Raw genomic sequence first — 23,989 nt, 5'->3', positions numbered from 1 at the left:
CTTGAAAAAACCTGTTTTATTTTTTCTTTTTCTAGTCACCTCTTATTCAGGATTTTCTTTAAATAGTCCGGAGTTAAAATCCTATAAATATACTTTCTCCAAAAAAGAAAATTTTAAGGTTTCTTTCGCTGATTATCCCAAAGGCGAAGAAAAGTTCTTTGAACTTCAATTTAAAAACGACGCTAAATTACCTTATGAAATTAATACTTCCCTTCATGCATTAAAAATTTCAGGCAATAATCATAGTGATGATTTATTCATGTATGCTTATAAAAAGGTAAAGGATTTAAAACCTAATACAACCTACCGCGTCAGTTTTTCTTTAGAATTTGCCTCGAATGCTCCTGATGGTTCTACGGGTGTAGGAGGCTCCCCGGGTGATTCGGTTTATGTAAAAATTGGAGCTGTATCTCATAAACCCCTTCGATATGTGGATGACCTTAATCATTACAGAATCAATTTGGATAAAGGAAATCAAGCTCTTGATGGAAAAGATATGCTCACTATTGGATCATTTGGGGTAGACACTGCAAATTCTGTTTATCGATTAAAGACATTACCTTACTTACCCACAGAAGAAATACAAACTAAGCTCGCCAACTACACAACCAGAACCAATGATAAAGGTGAGGTATGGTTAGTTCTCGGTACGGATTCTGGATTTGAAAGTACAACTACAATTTTTTATACCAGTTTATCTGTAACATTCAAAGAACTAATTGAGGAATCAAAATAAAGTCTTTTTTTACTCTTAAAATGAAAGCCAAAATATAAGTATAGGTTCGAGTTCTCCGCGACTCTCCGAACCTATATATTTTGGGTCATCATTTCATCAACCAAAATAAACTTTGTACAATAAAAATAGGCCGATGATTAACGTAATTACCCCGCTTGTGATAAACGCTCCCGATTTATTTATCATTTTATTCCAAACTTTATACACAGTATCTGGACAATAGAGCCTAAACAAACCGCCAATGAGTATCAGCCAAGCAAAGACTGTTACTATGACTGGCCAGCCCATTACCCATACATTGTGGCTTAGAACCATTAATAATCCAATAACTAATGTGATTATACCAACAACTAACATGACAGCTCGTTGCCCCATCAATTCCCTCATGGCGGTGACTACAACTTCACGTCGTACAAGTAAAAGCAAGCTCATAATTACCAAATACCAACCTAGTACTGAAGCTAAAAAATTGGTATACATAACCATCTCCTGAAAAACATCTCTCCTATATAAATTATAGTGCAATATATCTTTAAATAACGTGGTGAAACAGTTAAAAAAAGCTAAACTTATATATATGATGTTTGGATCAAAGGATTCTTAAAATGAGCGAGCAATTTACTGCAAATGTCTACTGTAAGGAGGAAAGAATCGCGACTCAAACAGGAAACGATATTGATCAGCTTTATACCTGGATGTTAATTCAAGTCAATGGACACTTTGATGATATACGCGGTGAGATTATCGATAATCAGACAAAGAACACCGTCCGTACCTTTCGCAAAGCACCTATAGAGTAATGTCAACTCAAAATTATTTTAAATCATCTGAATGAACTGAGGATCGTCGGTTTTTTTTAAGAAACCTTGATCTATTGAGTCATTTTCAATTACTTACTACGTCCCGCGGCTTATGCGCGATATCCAGGGGATCTTGCTCTAGAAATGCTCAGCGGCATCTTAAAATATCGTTCTGGATACCGCGCATAAAGCGCGGTACGTAGAGAAACTTAAGTGGTACATGATAAATTTAAAAAACTGACGATCTCTCAGGGCCGCGGGATCTAGGGATTTTGCAATAAAACTGGATCCCACGGACAAGCCACAGGACGTAGTAATGACAATGATTCCTCAGGCTAAATGAGATAACTCATAAAAAAGAATGATTGACTCAGATAAAGAAGTACTTACAATGAATCCCTTAATTTAAAAGTATACATTAAGGATAGTCATGGGTGCGACAGAAAAAACCTCATCATTTAATCTGTTCTGGTTGCTCAACTACATTTCTATTGCATCAGTTTCGGCGGCTATCATCACTCCCGCTTTACCAAAAATCCAAACTGAATATGCTTTAGGCCCCGGCGTTATTGAGTGGATAGTCTCGGCATTTTTGATTGGTTATGTAGTTGGTCAATTGATTTATGGACCTCTTGCTAATCGATTTGGCCGTTTAAAAGCATTACGCGTAGGTTTGGTGATTAACCTAATTGGACTTGTTGTATGTTTGCTCGCATTATTGCAAGAAAGCTATTGGCTACTCATAGGGGGACGGTTGATAACTGCCTTGGGTGCTGCCAGTGGACTTGCCTGTACGTTCATGTTAATTAATGAATGGTTACCTGAAGCGCAACGTAAAACGGCCATGGCCTATTCAGTTTTGTCCTTTGCACTAGGTATCGGTATCGCTGTAGTCATAGGTGGGATAATTACTGAATTTTTTCATTGGCAAGGATGTTTTTGGATTTTACTCGTACATGGTTTAATCATGTTATGGGGGACCCGTATATTTAGCGAAACATTGATTCATCCTAAATCAATATATATCTTGACTATTGTCCGCGATTATTATGCTGCACTTGCTTCTGCGAAATTGGTAATTTTTTCATTAGTAGTAGGTTGCTGCTCTGCTATATCCTACTGCTTTTCTGCTGCTGGACCTCAAATTTCAGAAGAGATATTGAAACTCTCGGCGGCTGAATATGGGTATTGGAATATCCTGAACATAATAGGAATGCTCTTAGGTGGATTATTAGCCAAACGATTACTCACTCGTTTTTCAGCAAACCAACTCATTTCCATTGGTTTTCTTGGCGTTGCAGTGGGAATAATTAATTTATTGATCATGTGGTATTTTGGGAAACAGTCCTCATTATGGTTTTTTCTTATTACAGCCAGCTTATATTTATTTAGCAGTTTTCTATTTTCGGGGGGCTCATTTGTTGCTTCCAATGCACTTAAGGACAAAGCCAGTGCAGCAGCCATGATGAGTTTTGTTAATATGTGTTTTGCAACACTCAGTGTTATCGTAATGGGCTATTTGATGCTCAATCCTTTATTAAGTTTTATTATTATTTTAAGCTTTGTTTGGTTACTTGTTGTGGCACTATTATTAATAAAAATCCCAAAGACTAATAATACAATAGACTTCGTCCAAACTCCCTGAGAAGAACAAAGTGCGAGGAGATGCTGAGTAATGAACTGGAGAGTACACAAGCATATAGGGATTCGGGCACGGCATCGACGAAGCAACTCTTTCTCAGTAGAGAGCTGTGTTATGAGGTTGTAGATTAACTATTTAATTCTATAATTTGGAGCAGGAGGCAACAATGTCGCATGGTCAGATACCCCAATCACTACAAAATTTTTTGGATTTGTCCAATACAAGACCAGCTATTTTTATACCCGAGGAAGTACGTGATCTCGCTGAAAAGACAGCAGAGGCTTTTGCTCTACCTAAATTATTTGTCCCCCTAATTAGCAACCCAGTGCTTCGTCTTGCTGATCATGAGATACCGACACGAATTTATCACCCTGCCCCACAAAAAAAGTTACCCTTAATTATTTATTTTCATGGCGGTGGGCATTTATCAGGGAGCATAGAAACTCATGATGCGCTTTGTCGGCGAATTGCTGTTACCTGTAACTCCGTAGTTCTTTCTGTTGGATACCGTTTAGCTCCTGAGTTCCCATACCCAGCCGGATTACTCGATTGTATAGCAGCTTTTGAACACAAAGTTGAGCTACTTAAAGAGTTTCAAGTGAATATGGAGCATGTTTTTTTAGCGGGTGATAGTGCTGGTGGAAATTTGGCGCTTTCTGTTTGCCATCAAATGAAAGAATGTGGCGATCTTGCAATTAGAGGATTGGTATTGATTTATCCTTCTGTTGATTTCTCTATGAACTATGACTCATATCAACGTAATGGGGAAGGGTTTTTACTCACACGAGAAAAAGTAAAATGGTATTTTGATAATTATTTCAAAAATGGTAGCGATCGAATTCATGCATCACCAATGCATTTTAAACATTTGGAATTATTGCCACCCTGCTATATTGCAGCTGCTGAATACGATCCTTTATTTGACGAAGCAATTGCGTTTGCGAAAAAAATAAAGGCCTTAGGAGTTTCCGTTGAATTAGAAGAATTTAAGGGAATGATTCATGTTTTTGCCCAACTTGAAATATTTGTACCGGATCAAGTCTTTCGATTAATTGAATCTATAGAACATTTTATCAAAGCACACTCTGTATAGCCTGGGTGCAGCCCCTCGAATCCCGGGTTATGGCTTGCCCCTCGGCTACACTTAAAAAGTATCAAATCCTTCATATTCCTGCCAACTGAGCTCTTCATAAGTACATTCATCTACGACAGCAAGCTGCGGCCCTTCCTTCAACCATGCATAAAATAATTTCAGATTTTCAACTGTCCCACAAGCAAATACTTCTACGCGTCCGTCATCCAGATTTTGCGCCCACCCCGTGATATCCAGTTTCTTCGCTTCTCTTTGTGCTGAAGCGCGATACCATACCCCTTGAACTTTTCCCGAGATATAACATCTCATACATGCTTGATTCATCATAAAATTTCTTATTGGTTTTTGGGTAAATAAAGTTTATCTTATTTTATAGAGTATGTTTACATTTCGCTAGTTTGAGCCAAAATGACTGGAATTTTGAGTACTGAAGCTCAATACGTGAGCATCGCCACGCATAGGATCAGGCCATTTAGCCAACAAGATAGTAGAAATGCAATCGGACCCCCAAGGAGATAAAAATGGCAATATGGTTTAAAAAAATTACTCTAGAAGATCTCAATCAATTTGGGAAAAATACAATGTCTGAATTTCTTGGCATCAGGTTTATTGAAATTGGTGACGATTTTTTAAAAGCAACCATGCCTGTAAACACACGTACCAAACAACCTATAGGAATTCTGCATGGTGGTGCCAATGTTGCATTAGCCGAAACAGTAGCCAGTACTGCAGCAAACGCCATTATTGATCTCAATCAATTTTTTTGTGTCGGCTTGGAAATTAATGCCAATCATATTCACTCAGTAAAAGAAGGTGAAGTCACAGCAATCGCCTCTCCCCTACATCTGGGACGGTCTACTCAAGTTTGGGAAGTTAAGATTTTTAATGAAAAAGGAAAACTAACTTGTATTTCAAGAATGACGGCTTCTGTAATAAACCGACCTAAAGAGTAATTCAACCTCTATGGATCTTTTTTTCCCTCTGTTTGTTTGAACATTATGATACAATAAACTGCATTTGATCTATTCACGCGGTTATGAAACCTGAGCAAACACTTAAAAATCGGGGTGCCCTTAGCAATCCAGATGGCCGATTTGAGCCACAAACCCGCGAACATTTTGCTGATGGATGGGACATTGAAGAAGATATTCTTCCCCCTTTAGAAACCTTTTTATTACCCGAGCATTCTAAATCAGTAATAAGCCGTAATGATTCTCCTGATCTTGGCTTTGAACAATCAATTAATCCCTATCGGGGTTGTGAACATGGATGCATTTATTGCTATGCGAGACCCAGCCATTCCTATGTCAATTTGTCACCGGGAATCGATTTTGAAACTAAAATCTTCTATAAAGTGGATGCAGCGAAACTTTTGGAAAAGGAGATAAATAAATCAAGTTATACGTGTAAACCTATTGTCTTAGGGGCAAATACCGATCCTTATCAACCCGCAGAAAAAAAACTTACTATTACCCGAAGTCTTTTAGAAGTTTTAGTTTATCACCGTCACCCTGTCATTATTATTACTAAAAATGCGCTTATAGAACGGGATTTGGATATTTTATCAGATATGGCAGAACAAAATTTGGTTAAGGTTGCGATCAGTATTACTTCTCTTTCAACCGATCTAAAGCGAATTATGGAGCCCAGGACTACAGCACCATCAGGCAGGCTAAAAATAATAAAACGCTTCACTGAAAACAAAATCCCTACTCGTGTCATGGTTGCACCTATTATTCCTATGATCAATGACATTGAACTGGAAAAAATCTTGCAAGCTGCCGCACACGCTGGAGCAAGACAGGCAAGTTATGTGTTAATCAGACTTCCTCATGAAGTAAAAGAATTATTTAAAGAATGGCTCAGCGAACACTTTCCCCAAAGAGCGGAACATGTGATGAGTCTTATTCGCCAAATGCGCGGTGGGAAAGAGTACGATGCACGATTTGGTGTCCGCATGCGTGGCGAAGGAGAATATGCCAATCTCTTAAAGACTCGATTTCATCTTGCTTGTAAGCGATTTCAACTCAATGTCGCCCCTGATCCTCATTTGGAGATAAATAAGTTTTGTAAAAAAGAAGATTTTTTATACAAGCAATTAAGTCTATGGGAGGATGCATGATAAAGGGCTCGAAACATATCATCAACAAATGACATCTTTCCAAAAAATTTTCATCTCTATTTACAACAACAGGTAAGCGCCCATATACATCAATTTGAATTTAAATCAACACAAATGATATAAATTTATGCAAATTAAAAAATAGATTCTATACTTAATCTGAGTAAAAAAGTAAAACCAAGGAGGATGTAATGAATACAAGTTCAAGCATTTCAAAAATGCTGCGTACAGGTATCATAGTAAGCTCATTGTTCTTCGCAGTAGGTTATACGTCCATCGCCAGTGCAGCCCAAGGATGCGGCCAGGGATATCATAGGAACATGTATGGTGGATGTGTATTAAATGCTCCAGGTCCCAATTCATCACCAGCTCCGTACCATCCAGGCTGCTGGCGAAATGCTTGGGGTCAATTACGTTGTTATAGATAATCACTAAATAGGCCCTACCATTTTCCTAAATGATATGGCCTATTTTTTATAAGTATTATGCGATTATTTATATACCCTAAGTTTAGGTTTTCACCTTCCCAGGATTAGATTAATTTTTTATTTTATTTCTTTTTATTAGAATGAGATTCTAATTTAGACTTTTCCTGAGGCTGTTTTATTTTATCAGGATGAGTAGAGTGCTGTTGATCATGACGACGTGCATCTTGTGACTCATTTTTAAATTTATTATGATTATGTTTTGACATTTATACTCTCCTTGAGATTAAATTTCCTTTCCTTCGAATTTAAACTTAGTTGAGCTTACTTGAAAAAGCAAATCCCCTTTTCAAAGTCAATTGCTCCTAGACCTTGCTGCACATAAACCCACCTTTCACCAAAGTATGAGAGCAGTGTCTGCCTCTCCGGGACAGCAGTAAGTAAGAACAACAAGAGAATGGCTTGAATTCATAAATTCAGTGGTTGTAACTCAAAAAGTGCGCTAAAGTAAATTCAATTAAAACTATTGAAAAAATGGACTTTTTCATGACAGCAGAAGTAAATGAAGCCTTAAGAAAAATAAGGCAGAATAAGCCCTTTATATTAACCATCACCAATTATTTTCCTATGGGGTATGTGGGAAGCGGAATACGTAGTATTGGCGGCTTCCCATTAATGTGTGGCGCAGAAGAGGAAGTCGAGGAGTTACTAGGGATTTCTAAAGCAGTGATAATCAATCTTGGCAAGTTAGATAACACTTTTGTTAAATTGAGCAATCACATCTGTAAAATAGCAAACCAAATGAATATTCCCGTTATTTTAGATCCAGTAGGAGCTGGCGCAAGCCGTTACCGAACAGATGTTGCGACACGCTTAATAAAGACACATCAAATTTCCATTATCCGCGGCTACCCTAATGAAATTGCGAGTTTGCTGACTGGAGAACTGCTAATTCAGGATAATAACCATCTTATGGGAGATCAGATAATAATAGAAAACGCCAAGTCATTATCAAAAAAATATATGCTCACTGTAGTTGTCAGTGGGAAAAGACATTTAGTTGTCAATTCAAATCAAATCGATCAATTTAATTTCGATTCGGCTCTGGTACAAAAAGTCGCCGGGATAGGTAATTTACTTTCTGCGATGATTAGCGTTTTTCATTCTGTGGTTAAAGATCCATTTTTAGCCGCTAAAAATGCCGTGCGTTTTTATGCCGAATGCGTTGGCCCAACTTCAAGTAGCGCTTCCGGTCCAGCTTCACTGATTATAGGAGTAATAGATAAAATCTATATTAATACAGAAAAGGCGCAACTATTTACTTAAATAGCCATGCCCCAGTTTCTACTTCATCCATGTAGATAAAAAATTATTTAATAAATGCCATAAAAGCAAATATTCCTTTGTCTACAAGAACTTGAAAATTCTTCCACGATTGCTGACGGGCGATTTGGGCAAATGTATCCATTGTTTCGGGATAATCATCAGCACATGGATGCTCCATTCGTGCAATAATCTCATCCTCAGTGATCTCGGAGTCGCTTTCCAACATCCGTGATTTTAAAGCATCCAGCCATTGCTCCCGTGTTTGATCCGGCTTAAGAACACCATCAACTATTAATAAAAAACCATTAGGGTCTAGTTTTTGTTGGCACATAGCAATAAAGGTGTTTTTATCGAGCAGAGATAAATGGTGAACCGCATAGCTGGTAAAAATCACATCGACAGGGGCGGATATACGAGGAAGCGCAGCAATCATATGATCCGCAATGAACTCTTTTTCACAATCCAGTGATGTAAGTGTATTTTCCGCCATTTTTAAAACATCTGGTGCTGCATCGATACCAATATATTTTATTATTGAGGTTCCAGTAAGTACGGAAACAACCGTACTGCTATCCCCACAACCAACATCTGTAAAAGAAAAAGGACGGTTTCCTATATGAGTTGCGAGAAATTTTTGTAACGCCTGCACCATTTCACGATGGTATAATGTATTATTTTTAATAGCACTTTGATACCGTTGCCAATTTTTATTAAAGTACTCGCTCGCAGCAGTCATAGTTTATACCTTATAGTATTTGTTAGATAAAGAGAGAAATAATAGCAACTCCCGTCATCCAGGTATACTAAGCTATTATAGATAAAATAAGATTCAGATTGCGCAAAACACCGACAAATGATAGAATTTACTCCACTTGGTAAATATATAGGCCACATATGAACTATTTTTACTCATTACTTTTTGCTTTATTTTTTTCCACAAGCGCTCTCGCTGGTGTTGTATCTGAAGCGAGTTTGCGCGATAAAATTGGCCAAATGCTTCTTGTCGGCTTTGATGGGAAAAAAATTACTGAACAATCTGCAATAGTAAAAACAATTGAAGATAATAATATTGGTGGAGTTATCTTATTTGATTACAATTTTCGCACAAAAACGTTTGATAAAAATATTGAAAGTCCGGAACAGGTAAAGACACTTAATCACGAACTGCACTATTTTGCCGAACAAGGTAATTTGAAACATCATCGACCGCAATTACCTCTAATCATTTCAGTAGATTATGAAGGAGGACAAGTAAATCGATTGGGAGAGCAATATGGATTTCCTCCAACCCTATCTGCTGCCGAAGTTGGAAAAAGAGAAACTAAAGAAGCTGAATCCATCGCCGATTCTATGGCTCAAACTTTAAAAAAGGCGGAATTTAATTTGGATTTTGCTCCTGAACTGGATGTAAACGTCAACCCAGACAATCCTGTGATTGGAAAAAAAGATCGAAGTTTTTCCAGTGATCCCAAACAAGTAACACACTATGCAAGCATTTATACACATCATTTCTTATCTCAAAAAATTCAATGTGCTTATAAACACTTTCCAGGACATGGCAGTTCGACCAAAGATTCACATTTGGGTTTTGTAGATGTTACCGATACATGGCAATCTTATGAATTAATTCCTTTTGAGCAATTACTGAATTCTCCTGAAGCGTGTGGTGTGGTCATGACAGCACATATTGTGAATCATCAACTCGATCCATCTGGATTACCTGCGACTCTATCCCATAAGATATTAACGGATCTTCTACGAAATCAACTGCATTTCAAAGGGGTTATTATCACTGATGATATGCAGATGAAGGCAATTAGCGACAATTATGGACTGGAGCAAGCTTTAGTACTGGCGATTAATGCTGGCGCAGATATGCTGATGTTCGGTAACAACCTATCTACTCCTGCGCAAGATCCAGTTCAAGTCATCAACATAATTGAGGCCAAAGTCCAATCCGGAGAAATCAGCCAAGAGCGAATAAATGAAGCATATCAGCATATAGTGGCTTTAAAAAAATCATTAAATTAGGAGCTTTTGCCTCTCTAGTGGAGGTTTATTCGAACGGTTGGATTGAGTGCAGGTTGCAAGATGCGCCAAATACAGCCGCTCCCTGCTCTTTTAATCTGCACGATTAAACTGAATTGCTACATCAACATCCACACCTGGAGAAACATTTAGCTTTCCTTTTGCATTGCCTGAGTTCTTTGTGAAAATACCATTTAAGTTACCGAATTCTGTAATAATAGTAACCGTTCCATTAACACAAACGCCCTTGAGCTTTGTGGTATGATGGTCGGGGCACAAAATACTTCCTGAACGTTTGTCCGCACTGACCTCGATGTTAAAATTCCCAGCACTATCCAGAGCACTAACTGTTCCCGCTCCATTATAAATACACTCGATTAACCAATTAGAGGCCTTACCTGAACCGGTCCAATTCCCAGGTACATCTTCGCAACTATTAGCACTAGAATAAAAAGTAAAATCTGCATGCGATAGAGTTGCAAAAGAGAGTGCAGCTGCAGTGAATCCAATGAGTAATTTTTGTTTCATTCCTCTTCCTTAAAAAAATAAAGCTTAATTCAAAACACCATCTGTTTTTGACTGGTAGAATGCGAGTTTATTATTACGTTATAAAACTACAAGTGCAATTGAAAAAAACCAGGATGAGAAAATAAATTCAAACATACCCCAAGCTAAGGCGGTAGTGAAAACCCTATTCATTTTTTATCTATACATTAGAAGTTTGAACACGAGGTGACGAACATTCATAGACATACAAATACATAGGCTTGGTCAATTTATGGATTACCGGAATCATCTTATGATGAGACAATGTCGCCACTGATTGGCAATGATTAAAAAATCGTTCTGCACATTGTTTTGTATCTCTAAAGTCAACATAAGAAATTTTGTCAATTTTTCCTTTTGATAAAGCATCTAAAAAAGCTTTTCCCCAGTATTGATATTGATTAATATCACCGCAAGGAATGGCATAGACAGGCCCACTAGGCATAAAGAAATTCAAAGCTGCGGCATTAGCAAAATAACCTGTAACAACTGGCTGTCCTTTTTTTATAATTTCTGGCTCATTGATCGCTTTTTTTAATACCGTATAAGCTCTACCTTTTTTCAGATAGGTTGCGATTGGCCATGAATTAGCGATGATTACAACAATACTAAAAGACAAAAAGCAGGGATAAATAATCATGAAAATACGTTGATACTGATATCGTGCCACATTAAATCCAGTGATTAAGGCAAGATTCATCCCAAGCGGGGTTAAGTAAACCGCTCGGGCATCACCACCGAATAAAGTTGCGATAATCCAGAACAATAGCCCTACAAGCAATACAGCATAAGTCAATTCCAAAACCGGGTTATTGGATGAGTTTTTAGTTTGTCGATACTTGAACCAACCCAATGCAGCGAATAATAGAAAAACTGAATAATTAACAAATAATGAGCCTAACAGTACTAAGAGACTATGAGCTGCCGTAGTATTATTTTGAGTTTGACTGTGAAAATTTAATAAATAAGTAATTGATACCCAATCGTGATTCACATTCCAATAAATCACGGGAACAACCATGAGAATAATGACAACGCTGGCAAGATAAAAATGGATACTTTTAAACAGTTGCCTCTGCTTTGAGAATACGACATACAACAACAGTCCCAGCACACTAACTACAGCCGTATATTTAGATAAAAGCATAGCGCCAATAAATAGAGCACAAAGATATAAATCAAAAATTCGCTTGGATGAAATGTAACGAGCAAAAGAATAAAAAGACAGAATAGTAAATAAATTTAATGGCGCATCATATAAAACACGAACAAAAACACTTTCTGTAGTAGTAGGCAAAGCAACCCATATCAGCGCACTGATTAATCCTGTTCGCTGATCGAGCAAGAGACAACCTATCTTGTATATATAATAGGCACCTGCGATCAAGCACAAAAAGCCAATAATATTAATTGAAAAGAATGTCTCACCAAAAATCGCTCGAGAAATATGGAACAAATAGGCAATCATGGGCGGCCCATCAAAATAAGACCAAGCCAAGTGTTTTCCCCAAGCGTAATAATAAAAACTGGTGATGGTAGGAACAAGAAAAAAAGTTGCAAGAAATAAGAAGCCAATATAAATAATAAGGAAGGGTTTTGTCGCTTTTTGATTCCACATAAATCACCAAGTTCCTTTTGCTTTATTTTTTAACTAAAAAGATCCCAATGAGATCAGTAGTATTATGAAATATCAAAGGTTTTAATGTAATAACTTATTGGCCTGGATAATATCACAATAAACATTTAATACACACTGATATAAACTGTTATTTAACTCTTTTTTTGCCCTTATTTTGGGAAATTGCTGCGATAGGGTTCGGTAAAATCTCTACAACATGTGCCATCCAATTTTTATTATCTGCCCTAATAATGGTATTGGCACGCCCATAAATAAAATCATTTAAATTGCAATGGATTAACGATTCCAATGTGCTGTTGCACTTGATCTTATAGTAATTTCGATCTTGAGTAAGTATTTGTATATGATGTTTGGCCAGCAGTTTGCCAAAAGGAGTATTCGTATGCAGAACTTCTTTTATCATGCTCTTTGGGAGTTCATTAAAGTTCATAGTGATAAAAGCGAGTTCAACCGCCACCACTTCTTGTTTGGTTTGTGCAACATTCGGGTTATTTCGTTTTTTGTTACTATCAACAAACATTACGATGGAGCGTCTATATGTATTGTTGGATTGATCCATATTTGCGTATATTGTTTTTATAATGGCGTTACGTGCGTAATATTTTTCGATACTTTTTGTCATTAGAGGCTGGGTTAACAACTTATCGTAAGGAGCAGGCAATTGTGTAGCACTTACTTTAGTACCTATTTTATCGATTTCAGCCAGTTTATTTATCTCCAGCTGAGTTTCTTTAGACTCAGGGGCACCATTCACTGAAATGGCGATGAAGAGAATTATCATTAGGAATGGAAAGAAAAGAAGTTTTTTAATCATCTTTATTAATAATCTCATTTATTCTCACTTTAATATCGTGTTAGCCTTGAACTACTCACTGTTTGATAGATCAATTATTCATTCTCAAATGCTCTCAGCCGTGGGGAAAAAGATAAAGCTGGATTCTGGTAAACAATTTCTGTATAAGAAAAGCCCGAAACTTCTTGTTGATTGTAGCTCCCTGATATCTCGCAATATCCTTCCCAATAACCGTGTTTTTCCTGTTCGGGAAAAGCTGCAACATTCGTAAATGACAGACCGATACCGGGTATATTAATCCAGTATTTTGTGGGATAAAGAATGGATAATTCTGAATCAAGCCAATAATCCTCACGAATCACTTCCATCTCCTGATAAGAAATAAATCGCTTTTCTCCAGAAGGAAGAATGACATTGGCTAAACCACCGATTACATTGTTGCCGTTGAAATTGAAAATAAGGAAAATGTTAGCAACGATTCCATTATTCAGGCGAACCCCGAACCATTCCCAACCATTCGCATCCAGATTGAAATCGCCCCATTGATGGTCCATCCAAGAATCGCCGGGGTTTTGATTAATTTGATACGTCGTGTCGTTCAGTTTAAGAGTCCCCGTTGTTTTAAAATGGGGTATGGAATAATAATAGGAATTGGTGTCATCAGCCATTGGCATCAGCCCATTCTCATTGATCAAAAAAAACGGGGCATTTGGCTCCAAAATTAAATTGAATTTTAAAACCGTATTATTTTGGCGGCCCTCAGCGTGTAACAAATAGACTTCCTTACCCTTCTGAACTTTCTTTTGTAAGCTGTAATCATTTTTTAGGGTAATATTCAATGTATCCGTAGCAAATTTACCTTCATTAAGGAAATAGTCTTTAGCAACCCCATAGCCTATTTTATTGTCCAAATCCGCAAGCTGCATATGCAGCATGGGCTGTGTATAAACACGCCCTTTTACATTGATAGCCGGATTAAATAAAGCAATATCAAAACTTAAATGCTTACCCTCATCAGTCACCAATTTACCATTGAAATACCACCATTCAATGAGGCGATCAAATGAATAAGGTATATTTTGATAATGAGCCGCCTCATCTCTAGGAAAATCGAGGGGGAAATAAGGTAAACTGGCATTGGCCATTGAAGTAAAAAAACCAACTAATATCCATTTTATACCCTGCATTATTAATTCCTTTCTTTAAATTTCAGAGACGCTTTTCAGATGAAATGAGATGATATAGGATGTTGAAGTGGATTATCAATCCTGATTATTCTGGAAAATAAAAAGAACATGGAAATTAAAAAAATATTACCAGGCAGGAATCTGAGCAAATGTCCGATTGGTAATTCCGCAGCTAAGGCTGCGGAATTTGAGCTTAAATAAAGTAACTATAGCCGCGCTCTTCTTCGTTTTCTTCGTCTGAGCCGTCTTCTTTTGGATTTTTTGCTTCACTCACTTCGTCATGCTGCTCTGTTGTACCCTCTGGTTTTTTTGCTTCGGGTTGAGCCTCTTGTCCAACGCTTTCTTCCAGTTCGTTTTCTTCGTCTAAACTAATACCTAAAGCGTTCATCATCGATACGAGCGAAAGGAGTGGCATTAATTCTGCTGGCACCATATGCACGTGACCATGTGGACAAACAAAAATTGCTATGCGTTGAATTCTAGGAGTAAAACCAAATAAAGTATTAGGATTTCTTGGTTGTTCGTTTTGTTGTGGATGGTTGCTTTCTGGAGTTTCTTCTTCAGAATATTGTTCGGCATTTTCCTCGACACTTTGCTCAGAATCTTCTTCAAAGCTTTCTTCAAAACTGCTTTCCTGTGAACTTTCTAAGTTTTTTTCTTCTTCAACTTTTTTTTCAACTTTAGGCGAGCCTGGTGGTGTTTGAGGCATAATCATTGCTCCTTAAAAATTAAAATAATTAAAAATCCGATAGTAAAGCACCTCTCGAAAAGAGTTCGTTTTGTTACGATCATGTCTTTTCAGGGAGCAAGTTTACAGTTAATTTACAAATTTTGGTAGAGCAAATGTACAATTTAATTTGTTTTTTTCATTTTTTATTTAGAATCATCGATTTTAGTTAGGAGCATGGTGTAATGCCCTGATTTTAAACAAAAATTTAAGGAAAAAACAATGCACAATATATGGTTTTTGGTTAAGAAGGACACATTGATCCCGTCAATATTTTGAAACTTACTCTTAAACAATTTCACCTACGTCTTTTGTCCTATCCAAGGCCATTTTGTTTAACATGCTATTTTGATATATTTCCCGGCTTGGAACAAATGACCTAGTTAAAAGGAATCACACCTTGAGGTATTGACCCCTTTTTTTGATAAGAAACGCCACAAATTGTTTCGCCTACATACCACGCTTTATACGCGGTATCCAGAACGATACTTTAAGATACTGCTGAGTTTTCTAAAGCAAGATCTGCTGGATACCGCGCATAAAACGCGGTACGTAGATAAATGTAAAATAAAAAAGTGACGATACCTCAGGCTCCCTGCCCCCAATCGTCTCAAATTAATATTTATAATATACTTGCTTGATAAGTATTTAGAAAAATCGCTACTTCTGAGTATATAACCATTATGATCGCAAAATACATGGATAAATATGTAGCCATACAAGCGGGGATTAGTTTAGTAATTCTTGTCCTTACACCTTTTGCACGGTTCCATAGTTTAGCATTACAGACAATTGGTTTTTTATTGTTCATTATTGGTTTTTTGATTTTTATACTTGCTGTGAAACAATTAGGGGTTGCGTTTACACCGGTTGTCACCCCAATAGAAAACGCTCGGTTAGTTACCTCAGGAATTTATGGAATGGTTCGCCATCCAATCTATACAGGATTGATTACCCTTGCTATTGGTTGGTCAGTTTTTTGGGGCTCACCACTCTCCTTTATCGCTTCACTTGGATTAATCATTTTTTTTCATTTCAAATCAAATAAAGAGGAAACGTTATTAAGTAAAAAATATCCTGAATATGCACAATACAAAACAAAGGTTAAGAGAAAAATAATTCCCTTTATTTATTGAGAGAAGCATGAATTTATTTTGATTCATTTGAATATGGATATATATTTAATTTTAATTGCGCAATTCAAAACAGAATAAAGAGAGCCATTCATGAACGCATACCAACAATTAGAACAACATTTTAAAAAATATTATGATTTTGAAAATTTAGCCGCAATTGTTTCTTGGGATGAAGCATCGATGATGCCAGTTGGCGGAGGCAAAGCCCGAGCAGAAGCTTTAGCTACATTAAGTGCGGTACAACATGATTGGTTGACCAATAAAAAAGTAGGCGACTTGCTAAACCAAGCAAAAGATATTGAAGGTTTATCATTATGGCAGCAAAAAAATTTGTACTGGATTGAAAAAGAATATCTGCAGGCAACCTGTATTCCCGTAAATTTAGTCGAAGAATTTACTAATGAATCTTTAATTTGTGGCCAGGCATGGCGAGAATTACGAGCAAAAAATGATTGGAAATCGTTTAAGCCCTTTCTGGAAAAATTGTTTCAAAAAGTAAAAACAATTGCAGAGATTAAATCACAAACATTTGGTAAGTCCCCTCTGGATATTTTAATTGATGAGTATTCACCAGATTTAGACTGTAATACGATTACTCCAATTTTTAATTCTTTAAAGGATGAATTACCAAAACTGATTCCCAGTATTATTGAAAAACAAAAAACACGACAAATAAAAACAATTGCAGGAGCATTTCCTGTAGAAAAGCAAAAGCAACTGGGTATGGAAGTAATGACGCGTCTAGGCTTTGATTTTAATCATGGCAGACTGGATGTGAGTCATCACCCCTTCTGTGGCGGTATTTCAAGTGACGTGCGGATTACAACACGCTACAACGAACAGGAATTTTTATCTTCCTTAATGGCGATTACCCATGAAACAGGTCATGCCTTATATGAACAAGGCTTATCAAAAGAATGGAGTACACAACCGGTTGGTCATTCCTTAGGAATGGCAGTTCATGAAAGTCAGTCCTTGTTCATTGAAATGCAGATTTGCAGAAGCCTGGAATACCTCCATTTTCTAGTCCCTATTGCCCAAAAATACTTCAAGGATGTAGAACATATAACTGAAGAAAATATTTTTTATCATTATACAAAAGTACAACCCGGTTTAATTCGTGTTGATGCCGACGAAGTAACCTATCCTTTACATGTGATACTCCGTTATGAAATAGAACAGAAGCTTTTTTCCTCCGAGATTCGTATTGCTGACTTACCTGAAATCTGGGATTTATCCATGCAAAAATATTTAGGATTATCAACAAAAGGTGATAATAAAAATGGAGTGATGCAAGATGTACACTGGCCAGCAGGAATTTTTGGATATTTTCCCGCCTATACTTTTGGGGCATTAATTGCCGCTCAATTATTCTCGGCAGTAAAAAAATCAATTCCTGATGTTAAAGAGCAGTTAAAGCAAGGTAACTTTAAACCTATATTACTTTGGTTAAGGGAAAACATTCATCAAAAAGGAAAATTATTAACCTATCCTGAACTATTGCATGAAGCAACTGGTGAAACCTTAAATCCCGACTATTATTTTGCGCATATAAAAGAACGGTATTTATAAAATTCCAAGGGTCGCTTACAAATATGAATAAACGCAAGATACAAAATAGTGCCGTTATTGCTGCTGCTGTAGGCGCTTCGCTCATTTCTTTACATACAAACACCGATTGGCTGTCTGGAAAGAGTCAAACCGGAGAATTTGAACGATGTTATCACATAGTCCGCGCAGGTAAAAATGACTGCGCAACATCGAAACACTCTTGTGCCGCTCAAGCAACAACGGATAGTGATCCAGAAGAATACATTATGCTACCTAAAGGACTGTGTGACCGTATTGCAGGAGGAGAGAGTGTTTAACCATATACAACTGCCGTCTCGTATCAGCGACGAGATAAAGGCCCAACAGTATCAGAGTGAATTACTTGTAGGAGGGGTACAATTAGGGGTAATCTTTTTATTCATGGTTATAAACTATTTAACTCCGGTGGGTTATACCCCTAATGCGCCGGTACACTCTACCAATCTGGGTCTCTCATTATTTACAATTCTGATATTAACGCGATTATGGTTTGCTTATACGAATCAATTAACACCTGTCGTACTTGGATTATTTGTAATCACAGAAATGTTCTTGTTGTTATTTATTATTTGGACTTACTACTTACAATACGAAACCTCCCCTGCTATTAATTTAAAAAATACCCACATCAATTATGTTTTCATTTTAATCGCACTTCGCGCATTGCGTTTCCAACCCGAATGGGTATTACTCTCAGGTTTTAGTGCAGTAATAGGCTGGAGCCTTATTGTTTGGCAAACTTTATCCAACACAGGCATGAATGTTGTCACTTGGGATTATGTAACCTATGCATCTACACGCAGTGTCTATTTCGGTGCTGTGTTTGATGTACTTTTATCTATTTTATTGGTCACTATTGTTTTGGCATTAGTACTCGATCGTGCCAAAAAGATACTTTGGCAAGCGGTAGAACAAACCAGTGCAGCCAAAGATCTGGCTCGCTTTTTTGATATAGGTGTTGCTCAAAAAATCACGCATTCCGAGTCAGTGTTACAAGCAGGATATGGCGAAACGCGACAAGCAGCTATTTTGTTTACCGACATGCGCGGCTTTACCAAAGCGTCAAAAACACTTGCGCCAAGTGATTTAATCAGGTTGCTGGGAGAATATCAGCGTTTACTCGTTCCTATTATTCAAAAACATAACGGTACCATCGATAAGTTTATGGGAGATGGCATCATGGCAAGCTTTGGTGCGGTAACTCCTTCAGGTACTTATGCAGCAGATGCTTTAAGAGCTGTAGACGAAATTCTTTCTATACTGCCTGTATGGAATAAAACACGTAAAAAAAATGGAGAGATTGTTATCGATGTCGGTATAGGACTTGCGGTTGGCGAAATTGTTTTTGGAGTGATAGGAAACGCAGACCGACTTGAATATACGGTGATTGGAGAAACCGCAAACCTGGCAGCTAAATTGGAGAAGCACAACAAAGTGGAACATTCAAAGGCATTAACTGACGTGTACACTTTGACAGAAGCACTGAAACAAAATTATCAAAATGAAACAATCAGAATTGAACGTAAATCAAGGCGTGTAGAGGGGGTTGATGGTCCGATGGATTTAGTAGTTTTAGGTGAATAATACTCTCTTTATCTGGATAACTATTAGCAGACTTTCTTTATTTATAACTCAGGCTTTTCCACAATAAGTGGTTTTTGGCGTTTGTTTTCCAAGCAAGAGATTTGAATTAGGCACCCAAGTATTATGAATATAACTTGGCCCTACTTCAACAACTGTCAGAATTACGTTTATTCACTTAGGGCGTATTCTGCTTATCTTCTTTGCTATCCTCTTTATCAGTAGATATAGAGCTGAGCACTCCTTTAAATAATATGAATTTAGAATGTTTAGATTCTTGCTCTTTATCAAATTTTTTCTGGATGGTTACTAGCTTTGAGGGCTCTGAAACTTCTAGAAATAGTTTTTTTTGCGACTCACTAGTTAACTTTGATACCACTTTGCCTCGATCATAAAAATCGTATTTGTTCAGAAGAGCTACCGCTAAAACACCTGCCTTATTGGCTTTATTAAAGAAAACATGTTGACGTGCTAGCTCACCTTTAGCAATATAAGCATGAACCTTCTCAATAATCTCATCTATATCAGAACTATTTTTAATATTTTTAAGTCCGGTTTTTATAGTATTTAAAGCCCTGTTCTTCTCTTGATTTGCATGATATGGAATCCCATCAACAAATGCCTTAATATCTTTTATAAAATCAATTTTTTTCGCAAAATTATCATCATAAAAATTTAATTTTTTTAAAGTTTCTTCTATAGATTTCCTCTCTTTTTCAGGTGCTTGTGATGCTTTCATTTGTAAATCAAAAACCATCTTTTTCGTATCAAATTCATCTTCGGTATTAAAGGTTTTTTTATAATAAGCTGTTAATTCATTTATTCTCTCATCAAACTCTTGTTTGGCAGCTAAATAAAGTTTGCTATCCATTTCAAAAAATGCCCTAAAGTCTCTTTTAAATTGGGTTAACGGCATACTAATAGCAACATTATCTAGCATGGGAACATCCATTTTAGTGTATAAAGAGGGCATTGAATGATGGCGATTCATAAACTCAAGCCAACTGGTCATGTTACTTGCATTACCCCTTGCCGTACGCATTAAATTAGAACCCAACCAATATGCCTCAGCCAGCTTATCATAATATTTACTTATGCTTTCTGGATCATTTTTATCTATGTGCATATTAAAAAGCTCTTGATGCAGCTTGGCCATCTGGCCTTCTAGTTCACCTAAAGCAACAAGATTTGTATGTATCCATAAACATTGATGAAAACTGTTTGCATTTCTTAATGTTTGATGCTGTATTCCTCCGAAACTTACTGTAGTCAAACCATAAGTTTTTCCATTAGCTTCATAAGTTAATTGGTAACTTGTATCAGTTAATTTTTTTACTCCAGTTGCGCTTCCATCATTTATCGCCTTAAAAACTGCATTCATTATTGGTTTCGCTAATTCATAATCTCCATTTCCCATAAGTGAAGTAACTGGGGCTCTACCTTGCTGAGCCATAACATCAGGATCATAATCAGCTTCTATACTTTTCTTTGTTCTTACTATTTCAAAATGTGCCGCCTCGCGACCTGCTCCTCCCGCCCGTGCTACAGATGCTCTTTCACTAGCAAAAAAATCCATTACTTGGGTATAGTCTTGCTGAAACTCTGATGGCTTTCCACGTGCACTATCTATTGTTTCACTAAGGAGCATACCAAATTTAAATTGACTTTTTGCTCGATCACTATCATGACGGGCATGTCTTGCTGAGGTTGAATTGGCGGTGGATGAAATGTTTCTAAAAAATAAATTTCCACATTTAATAACATCGTCTTTAAATTTCTCTAATTTACTGTTTTCTTTAGAAAACTCTGAACTACTTTTTAAAATCTCAACTAATTTTAATGTATCCTCTAATCCAGAAATCATAAACATTTTCATTAATACAGAGTCTATGTCCTGATTTTTAATAAATTTTTTATATTCCTCTGTAAGGTTATGCTGCAATATATATCTGACATTATGTTTTTCAAAAAGAGAAACTTTAATATCCTCAGGTATAACCCCTTTATTTTCCTGAATTAAAAAATCTAAAGCTTTTTCATTTCCCTGATTAATAGCAAGCTGCATTAGTCCAGGTAAATTAGTTATCAGCGGTTTAGATTTTTCATATAGATGTTGAAATATATTGAGTGAGAAGCTGTTTCCTAAAGGTAACCGCATATAGTCTTCTAAAGAATTAAAGGAAACAGATAAAATTTCTATTTTGTTATCTTGGGATAAAAATTTTTGAACCGCAGATTCATAGAGGCTAATGTCCTCAAAGTTTCTCAGAATATAGGTTAAATCATCTCTATTTACAGGATAATTTTGAGTGAGTAGAAATTTTATAAAATCTGAATCTTGCCTCATTGAGGCCTCTGCTATAAGAGAGGGGTTCGCAAACCCAAAGTCTGAATAGAGAATTTGAGGGCACTGAATTAATGCTTGTTTAATTGCTTCTCGTCTTGCTTCCCAACTTGCTTTTCGGTTGTTATTAATAAGGCTATCTATAAAATAACTAGGTTTTTTTTGCGTTGCATCTGCATGAACGCTAATTGGCACATTATTTTCTATAAGAAAACTAATTAACTCTGGAGAAGGATTAGTTCCAGTACAAAATAATAGATTTAATTTTTTACCCTGTTTTTCAACCTCAATTTCAGCAAGTCTTATTTCTGGTTTTATTTTATGAATGGCTTTTAATCGCTCCAATGAACCTAACTCAACCGCTTCAGTCATTAATTGCTTCAATTCCATCTCATCTGAATTAATATTTAATCTTTGAATTTTCGAATCCAGCTCTTCTAATTTTTCAACTTTTAGGAGCATTTCCTGAATTGAATCACCCTTGCTGAATGGGTCTCGCTCAAATTTTAAAAACCTATTCTTTTTATCATGATTAATCAGTTGATGAGCCAGCTCTATACTCCCTAATCGCACAGCCTCTAAAAATAATTCTTTTATTTGATTCTCATCGTATATTTCGTTAAGAGTAGATATATTTTTTCTTAAGGTACTTAATTCATCTGAATAGTTACTAGAAGGCATGGCTTATCCTTAGATAATACTGAAAAGAGTATACTCAAAAGTATATTACTTTTTAATCACTATGTCTAAAGTTATTACAGATTGAGTTGGATTATGGCTGCAATGCCAGTACATAGAAATGACTGTCGGATAACTGAACAATCGCATCCTAAGTCATTTTCAATAAAATAGCAGTGAATATTTCGCATCTACTAGTATTACCAATGAATAGGCTTTAGTCGTTATGTACCGATACAACCCTATTTCCTAACATCCCTTTGCTTTAGAATTATTCACCAATTTGATAAATTGTTGCAGCTCACAAGTAGCCCCACCACATGCCGGAATTGAAACAGGATTTCCATTGTAAGTGATTTTTACCAGGTAATAATTTGCATCACTTTCATAAAGTGAGAAATTGAGATTGGAAGCGTAAGGGGGTGCTGTCTCCAAAGGAGCCCCCAAAAAGCTCAGTGCACTCGCTATTGTAGTATCATGCGCAGATAACAAAACATATTTGAGTTTGGATTTTTTCTGACTGCCGCTGTTGAGATAATTAGCGATATGGGTCATAAGTTTGGTGCTGTAAGCAGTTGCTACTGGATGTGGCCTTTCTTGAGCCATAAAAGCCCAATTACTCGCACTGATAATTGATTCAACATCTTGGGGGCTCAATCCAATGGGCATCGGTGCGTTATGTATTTGATGAATATATAAAGCGTCGCCAAGTAATTCAAGATCAGGCAAGCTCTTAATTGGAACACCTGATAAAGCACTCCAGAGAGGATACTTGCTCTTGAGTTCATTATCTTTTTCTTGCCATTCTTTTGTTGAATACACATACTGCTCCATCAATTTTGCTCGTTCTGCAGAACTTACCTGTTGAACAATCACCTCATCATATTTAGACGGCGCACTAAAAATAGGAATGGGTTGAAAAGCATACGGTAAAGCGGGAAGAGAGTACTCCGAAGTATTTGGTCCTGTACCGGGCGGATATAATCCCATTAATAATGACTCAGCGCTCATAAGCGTACGCTCATAATCTGTAGAACGTACATACATTGTTCCGTGTTCGTAATGCTCGGGCAATAAATGTGCCTGTTCAATGTATTTTTTACGGAACTCCATACCCATTTTATATTCTTGCTGCATCCCCTCAGCAGTTAGCTGGCCAGGACCTTCCTGCCATTGGTAATTTACAGCTGAAAGTGGAACAATTGGTGTTCTGTCACCATGTCGAATAATATCAACAGCAAAAATAAGGGTATCATCTGCAAACAAGAGCGACGGCACACTCAATAAAAACGCAAAGCTCAAGCGAAATTTGTAGCCCATTTATCATACTCCTTGCTTAAAAATGTATTAACTATGATGTTTTTGTAAATCCCCTCAAAGGTCAGGTCTGCACTATGATGAGTGTGAATGTAAAAATCAAGACGCCAGACTCGATTTATAAATTTTTTAAATCAGCTTGTATATTCTTTAAAGAAATAAGTAGACTGTCATCCCGCGTAGACAGGGATCCATCAAAATACATAACTCAAATTAATCCACTGAGTAAATACTGTCTCTTGATCATCTCTGCCTACGCCCCGAGGCTTGTCCGCGGGG

24 protein-coding genes are annotated in these 23,989 nt (G+C 36.8%); 13 read left to right on the top strand and 11 right to left on the bottom strand.

The window, feature by feature from the left end; translation table 11 throughout:
- Nucleotide 1: 1 nt before the first annotated feature.
- Entirely contained in the window at nucleotides 2-736 is a 735-nt protein-coding gene (locus FOLKNPGA_RS06625) for a hypothetical protein (protein WP_232890791.1), read from the top strand.
- A 96-nt stretch (nucleotides 737-832) separates the two neighbouring features.
- On the opposite strand, the gene FOLKNPGA_RS06620 is transcribed toward FOLKNPGA_RS06625, so the two are convergent.
- Nucleotides 833-1,216, bottom strand: coding sequence for a DUF308 domain-containing protein (locus tag FOLKNPGA_RS06620; protein ID WP_182352260.1), 384 nt, complete (start codon nucleotides 1,214-1,216; stop codon nucleotides 833-835).
- Between the two features lie 125 nt (nucleotides 1,217-1,341).
- On the opposite strand from FOLKNPGA_RS06620, the gene FOLKNPGA_RS06615 reads away from it, so the two are divergent.
- The 3 genes from FOLKNPGA_RS06615 to FOLKNPGA_RS06605 all read left to right on the top strand — a co-directional run bounded on the left by FOLKNPGA_RS06615 (nucleotide 1,342) and on the right by FOLKNPGA_RS06605 (nucleotide 4,271).
- Complete coding sequence (locus FOLKNPGA_RS06615) at nucleotides 1,342-1,536, top strand: hypothetical protein (protein WP_182352259.1); 195 nt, start codon at nucleotides 1,342-1,344, stop codon at nucleotides 1,534-1,536.
- 430 nt (nucleotides 1,537-1,966) lie between these two features.
- Nucleotides 1,967-3,181, top strand: coding sequence for an MFS transporter (locus tag FOLKNPGA_RS06610; RefSeq protein ID WP_182352258.1), 1,215 nt, complete (start codon nucleotides 1,967-1,969; stop codon nucleotides 3,179-3,181).
- 163 nt (nucleotides 3,182-3,344) lie between these two features.
- A complete protein-coding gene (locus FOLKNPGA_RS06605; RefSeq protein WP_182352257.1) occupies nucleotides 3,345-4,271 on the top strand; it encodes an alpha/beta hydrolase in 927 nt (308 codons plus the stop codon).
- 51 nt (nucleotides 4,272-4,322) lie between these two features.
- On the opposite strand, the gene FOLKNPGA_RS06600 is transcribed toward FOLKNPGA_RS06605, so the two are convergent.
- Entirely contained in the window at nucleotides 4,323-4,598 is a 276-nt protein-coding gene (locus FOLKNPGA_RS06600) for an acylphosphatase (protein WP_182352256.1), read from the bottom strand.
- Between the two features lie 194 nt (nucleotides 4,599-4,792).
- On the opposite strand from FOLKNPGA_RS06600, the gene FOLKNPGA_RS06595 reads away from it, so the two are divergent.
- The 3 genes from FOLKNPGA_RS06595 (at nucleotide 4,793) to FOLKNPGA_RS06585 (ending at nucleotide 6,821) form a co-directional block, all read left to right on the top strand.
- Nucleotides 4,793-5,224 (top strand): hotdog fold thioesterase, encoded by a 432-nt coding sequence (locus FOLKNPGA_RS06595; protein ID WP_182352255.1) that lies wholly within the window; start codon nucleotides 4,793-4,795, stop codon nucleotides 5,222-5,224.
- Between the two features lie 83 nt (nucleotides 5,225-5,307).
- Complete coding sequence (locus FOLKNPGA_RS06590) at nucleotides 5,308-6,393, top strand: PA0069 family radical SAM protein (protein ID WP_182352253.1); 1,086 nt, start codon at nucleotides 5,308-5,310, stop codon at nucleotides 6,391-6,393.
- A 191-nt stretch (nucleotides 6,394-6,584) separates the two neighbouring features.
- Nucleotides 6,585-6,821: a GCG_CRPN prefix-to-repeats domain-containing protein gene (locus tag FOLKNPGA_RS06585; protein WP_182352252.1), complete on the top strand. Its 237-nt coding sequence runs from the start codon at nucleotides 6,585-6,587 to the stop codon at nucleotides 6,819-6,821.
- Nucleotides 6,822-6,943: 122 nt separating this feature from the next.
- Here the strand turns inward: FOLKNPGA_RS06585 and FOLKNPGA_RS06580 are convergent, their stop codons facing one another.
- Complete coding sequence (locus FOLKNPGA_RS06580; RefSeq protein WP_182352251.1) at nucleotides 6,944-7,087, bottom strand: hypothetical protein; 144 nt, start codon at nucleotides 7,085-7,087, stop codon at nucleotides 6,944-6,946.
- 277 nt (nucleotides 7,088-7,364) lie between these two features.
- Here FOLKNPGA_RS06580 and FOLKNPGA_RS06575 point away from each other — a divergent pair, with 277 nt between their 5' ends.
- Nucleotides 7,365-8,144 (top strand): hydroxyethylthiazole kinase, encoded by a 780-nt coding sequence (locus FOLKNPGA_RS06575; protein WP_182352249.1) that lies wholly within the window; start codon nucleotides 7,365-7,367, stop codon nucleotides 8,142-8,144.
- A gap of 43 nt (nucleotides 8,145-8,187) precedes the next feature.
- Here the strand turns inward: FOLKNPGA_RS06575 and FOLKNPGA_RS06570 are convergent, their stop codons facing one another.
- A complete protein-coding gene (locus FOLKNPGA_RS06570) occupies nucleotides 8,188-8,880 on the bottom strand; it encodes a class I SAM-dependent methyltransferase (RefSeq protein WP_182352247.1) in 693 nt (230 codons plus the stop codon).
- Nucleotides 8,881-9,038: 158 nt separating this feature from the next.
- On the opposite strand from FOLKNPGA_RS06570, the gene FOLKNPGA_RS06565 reads away from it, so the two are divergent.
- On the top strand, nucleotides 9,039-10,175 hold the full coding sequence (locus FOLKNPGA_RS06565; protein ID WP_182352245.1) for a glycoside hydrolase family 3 protein: 1,137 nt from the start codon (nucleotides 9,039-9,041) through the stop codon (nucleotides 10,173-10,175).
- A gap of 90 nt (nucleotides 10,176-10,265) precedes the next feature.
- On the opposite strand, the gene FOLKNPGA_RS06560 is transcribed toward FOLKNPGA_RS06565, so the two are convergent.
- The 5 genes from FOLKNPGA_RS06560 to FOLKNPGA_RS06540 all read right to left on the bottom strand — a co-directional run bounded on the left by FOLKNPGA_RS06560 (nucleotide 10,266) and on the right by FOLKNPGA_RS06540 (nucleotide 15,046).
- Nucleotides 10,266-10,700 carry a hypothetical protein gene (locus tag FOLKNPGA_RS06560; protein ID WP_182352243.1) on the bottom strand — a complete coding sequence of 145 codons (435 nt, stop codon included), beginning with the start codon at nucleotides 10,698-10,700 and terminating at the stop codon, nucleotides 10,266-10,268.
- 178 nt (nucleotides 10,701-10,878) lie between these two features.
- Nucleotides 10,879-12,336, bottom strand: coding sequence for a glycosyltransferase family 39 protein (locus FOLKNPGA_RS06555; protein WP_182352242.1), 1,458 nt, complete (start codon nucleotides 12,334-12,336; stop codon nucleotides 10,879-10,881).
- 148 nt (nucleotides 12,337-12,484) lie between these two features.
- A complete protein-coding gene (locus FOLKNPGA_RS06550) occupies nucleotides 12,485-13,189 on the bottom strand; it encodes a hypothetical protein (RefSeq protein ID WP_255466063.1) in 705 nt (234 codons plus the stop codon).
- A 56-nt stretch (nucleotides 13,190-13,245) separates the two neighbouring features.
- Entirely contained in the window at nucleotides 13,246-14,337 is a 1,092-nt protein-coding gene (locus FOLKNPGA_RS06545; protein ID WP_182352241.1) for a lipocalin-like domain-containing protein, read from the bottom strand.
- A 193-nt stretch (nucleotides 14,338-14,530) separates the two neighbouring features.
- Nucleotides 14,531-15,046, bottom strand: a complete 516-nt coding sequence (locus FOLKNPGA_RS06540; RefSeq protein ID WP_182352240.1) for a hypothetical protein — start codon at nucleotides 15,044-15,046, stop codon at nucleotides 14,531-14,533.
- 716 nt (nucleotides 15,047-15,762) lie between these two features.
- Here FOLKNPGA_RS06540 and FOLKNPGA_RS06535 point away from each other — a divergent pair.
- The 4 genes from FOLKNPGA_RS06535 (at nucleotide 15,763) to FOLKNPGA_RS06520 (ending at nucleotide 19,374) form a co-directional block, all read left to right on the top strand.
- Nucleotides 15,763-16,200 carry an isoprenylcysteine carboxylmethyltransferase family protein gene (locus FOLKNPGA_RS06535; protein ID WP_182352239.1) on the top strand — a complete coding sequence of 146 codons (438 nt, stop codon included), beginning with the start codon at nucleotides 15,763-15,765 and terminating at the stop codon, nucleotides 16,198-16,200.
- Nucleotides 16,201-16,290: 90 nt separating this feature from the next.
- Complete coding sequence (locus FOLKNPGA_RS06530; RefSeq protein WP_182352238.1) at nucleotides 16,291-17,772, top strand: carboxypeptidase M32; 1,482 nt, start codon at nucleotides 16,291-16,293, stop codon at nucleotides 17,770-17,772.
- A gap of 23 nt (nucleotides 17,773-17,795) precedes the next feature.
- The gene (locus FOLKNPGA_RS06525; RefSeq protein WP_182352237.1) at nucleotides 17,796-18,068 is read left to right on the top strand and encodes a DUF2282 domain-containing protein; all 273 of its coding nucleotides are present in this window, start codon (nucleotides 17,796-17,798) and stop codon (nucleotides 18,066-18,068) included.
- Nucleotides 18,061-19,374, top strand: a complete 1,314-nt coding sequence (locus tag FOLKNPGA_RS06520) for an adenylate/guanylate cyclase domain-containing protein (protein ID WP_182352236.1) — start codon at nucleotides 18,061-18,063, stop codon at nucleotides 19,372-19,374. Before FOLKNPGA_RS06525 ends, FOLKNPGA_RS06520 begins: the two co-directional genes overlap by 8 nt.
- 175 nt (nucleotides 19,375-19,549) lie before the next feature.
- On the opposite strand, the gene FOLKNPGA_RS06515 is transcribed toward FOLKNPGA_RS06520, so the two are convergent.
- Nucleotides 19,550-22,396: a hypothetical protein gene (locus FOLKNPGA_RS06515; RefSeq protein WP_182352234.1), complete on the bottom strand. Its 2,847-nt coding sequence runs from the start codon at nucleotides 22,394-22,396 to the stop codon at nucleotides 19,550-19,552.
- A gap of 246 nt (nucleotides 22,397-22,642) precedes the next feature.
- The gene (locus FOLKNPGA_RS06510) at nucleotides 22,643-23,713 is read right to left on the bottom strand and encodes a histidine phosphatase family protein (RefSeq protein ID WP_182352233.1); all 1,071 of its coding nucleotides are present in this window, start codon (nucleotides 23,711-23,713) and stop codon (nucleotides 22,643-22,645) included.
- Nucleotides 23,714-23,989 lie beyond the last annotated feature (276 nt).

This window comes from Legionella sp. PC1000 (assembly GCF_014109805.1).
GTDB lineage: Bacteria > Pseudomonadota > Gammaproteobacteria > Legionellales > Legionellaceae > Legionella > Legionella resiliens.
Note: the sequence above shows the minus strand (reverse complement) of the source record. Positions and strands in the feature narration are given on the sequence as shown.

Excerpts from the sequence above, each read along its gene's own strand:
- FOLKNPGA_RS06510 (WP_182352233.1), bottom strand. The coding sequence starts at position 23,713 with ATGGGCTACAAATTTCGCTTGAGCTTTGCGTTTTTATTGAGTGTGCCG.
- FOLKNPGA_RS06540 (WP_182352240.1), bottom strand. The coding sequence starts at position 15,046 with ATGCCTCAAACACCACCAGGCTCGCCTAAAGTTGAAAAAAAAGTTGAA.
- FOLKNPGA_RS06545 (WP_182352241.1), bottom strand. The coding sequence starts at position 14,337 with ATGCAGGGTATAAAATGGATATTAGTTGGTTTTTTTACTTCAATGGCC.
- FOLKNPGA_RS06560 (WP_182352243.1), bottom strand. The coding sequence starts at position 10,700 with ATGAAACAAAAATTACTCATTGGATTCACTGCAGCTGCACTCTCTTTT.
- FOLKNPGA_RS06565 (WP_182352245.1), top strand. The coding sequence starts at position 9,039 with ATGAACTATTTTTACTCATTACTTTTTGCTTTATTTTTTTCCACAAGC.
- FOLKNPGA_RS06570 (WP_182352247.1), bottom strand. The coding sequence starts at position 8,880 with ATGACTGCTGCGAGCGAGTACTTTAATAAAAATTGGCAACGGTATCAA.
- FOLKNPGA_RS06605 (WP_182352257.1), top strand. The coding sequence starts at position 3,345 with ATGTCGCATGGTCAGATACCCCAATCACTACAAAATTTTTTGGATTTG.
- FOLKNPGA_RS06585 (WP_182352252.1), top strand. The coding sequence starts at position 6,585 with ATGAATACAAGTTCAAGCATTTCAAAAATGCTGCGTACAGGTATCATA.
- FOLKNPGA_RS06550 (WP_255466063.1), bottom strand. The coding sequence starts at position 13,189 with ATGAGATTATTAATAAAGATGATTAAAAAACTTCTTTTCTTTCCATTC.
- FOLKNPGA_RS06535 (WP_182352239.1), top strand. The coding sequence starts at position 15,763 with ATGGATAAATATGTAGCCATACAAGCGGGGATTAGTTTAGTAATTCTT.
- FOLKNPGA_RS06595 (WP_182352255.1), top strand. The coding sequence starts at position 4,793 with ATGGCAATATGGTTTAAAAAAATTACTCTAGAAGATCTCAATCAATTT.
- FOLKNPGA_RS06600 (WP_182352256.1), bottom strand. The coding sequence starts at position 4,598 with ATGATGAATCAAGCATGTATGAGATGTTATATCTCGGGAAAAGTTCAA.
- FOLKNPGA_RS06575 (WP_182352249.1), top strand. The coding sequence starts at position 7,365 with ATGACAGCAGAAGTAAATGAAGCCTTAAGAAAAATAAGGCAGAATAAG.
- FOLKNPGA_RS06580 (WP_182352251.1), bottom strand. The coding sequence starts at position 7,087 with ATGTCAAAACATAATCATAATAAATTTAAAAATGAGTCACAAGATGCA.
- FOLKNPGA_RS06620 (WP_182352260.1), bottom strand. The coding sequence starts at position 1,216 with ATGTATACCAATTTTTTAGCTTCAGTACTAGGTTGGTATTTGGTAATT.
- FOLKNPGA_RS06530 (WP_182352238.1), top strand. The coding sequence starts at position 16,291 with ATGAACGCATACCAACAATTAGAACAACATTTTAAAAAATATTATGAT.
- FOLKNPGA_RS06525 (WP_182352237.1), top strand. The coding sequence starts at position 17,796 with ATGAATAAACGCAAGATACAAAATAGTGCCGTTATTGCTGCTGCTGTA.
- FOLKNPGA_RS06590 (WP_182352253.1), top strand. The coding sequence starts at position 5,308 with ATGAAACCTGAGCAAACACTTAAAAATCGGGGTGCCCTTAGCAATCCA.
- FOLKNPGA_RS06555 (WP_182352242.1), bottom strand. The coding sequence starts at position 12,336 with ATGTGGAATCAAAAAGCGACAAAACCCTTCCTTATTATTTATATTGGC.
- FOLKNPGA_RS06515 (WP_182352234.1), bottom strand. The coding sequence starts at position 22,396 with ATGCCTTCTAGTAACTATTCAGATGAATTAAGTACCTTAAGAAAAAAT.
- FOLKNPGA_RS06610 (WP_182352258.1), top strand. The coding sequence starts at position 1,967 with ATGGGTGCGACAGAAAAAACCTCATCATTTAATCTGTTCTGGTTGCTC.
- FOLKNPGA_RS06615 (WP_182352259.1), top strand. The coding sequence starts at position 1,342 with ATGAGCGAGCAATTTACTGCAAATGTCTACTGTAAGGAGGAAAGAATC.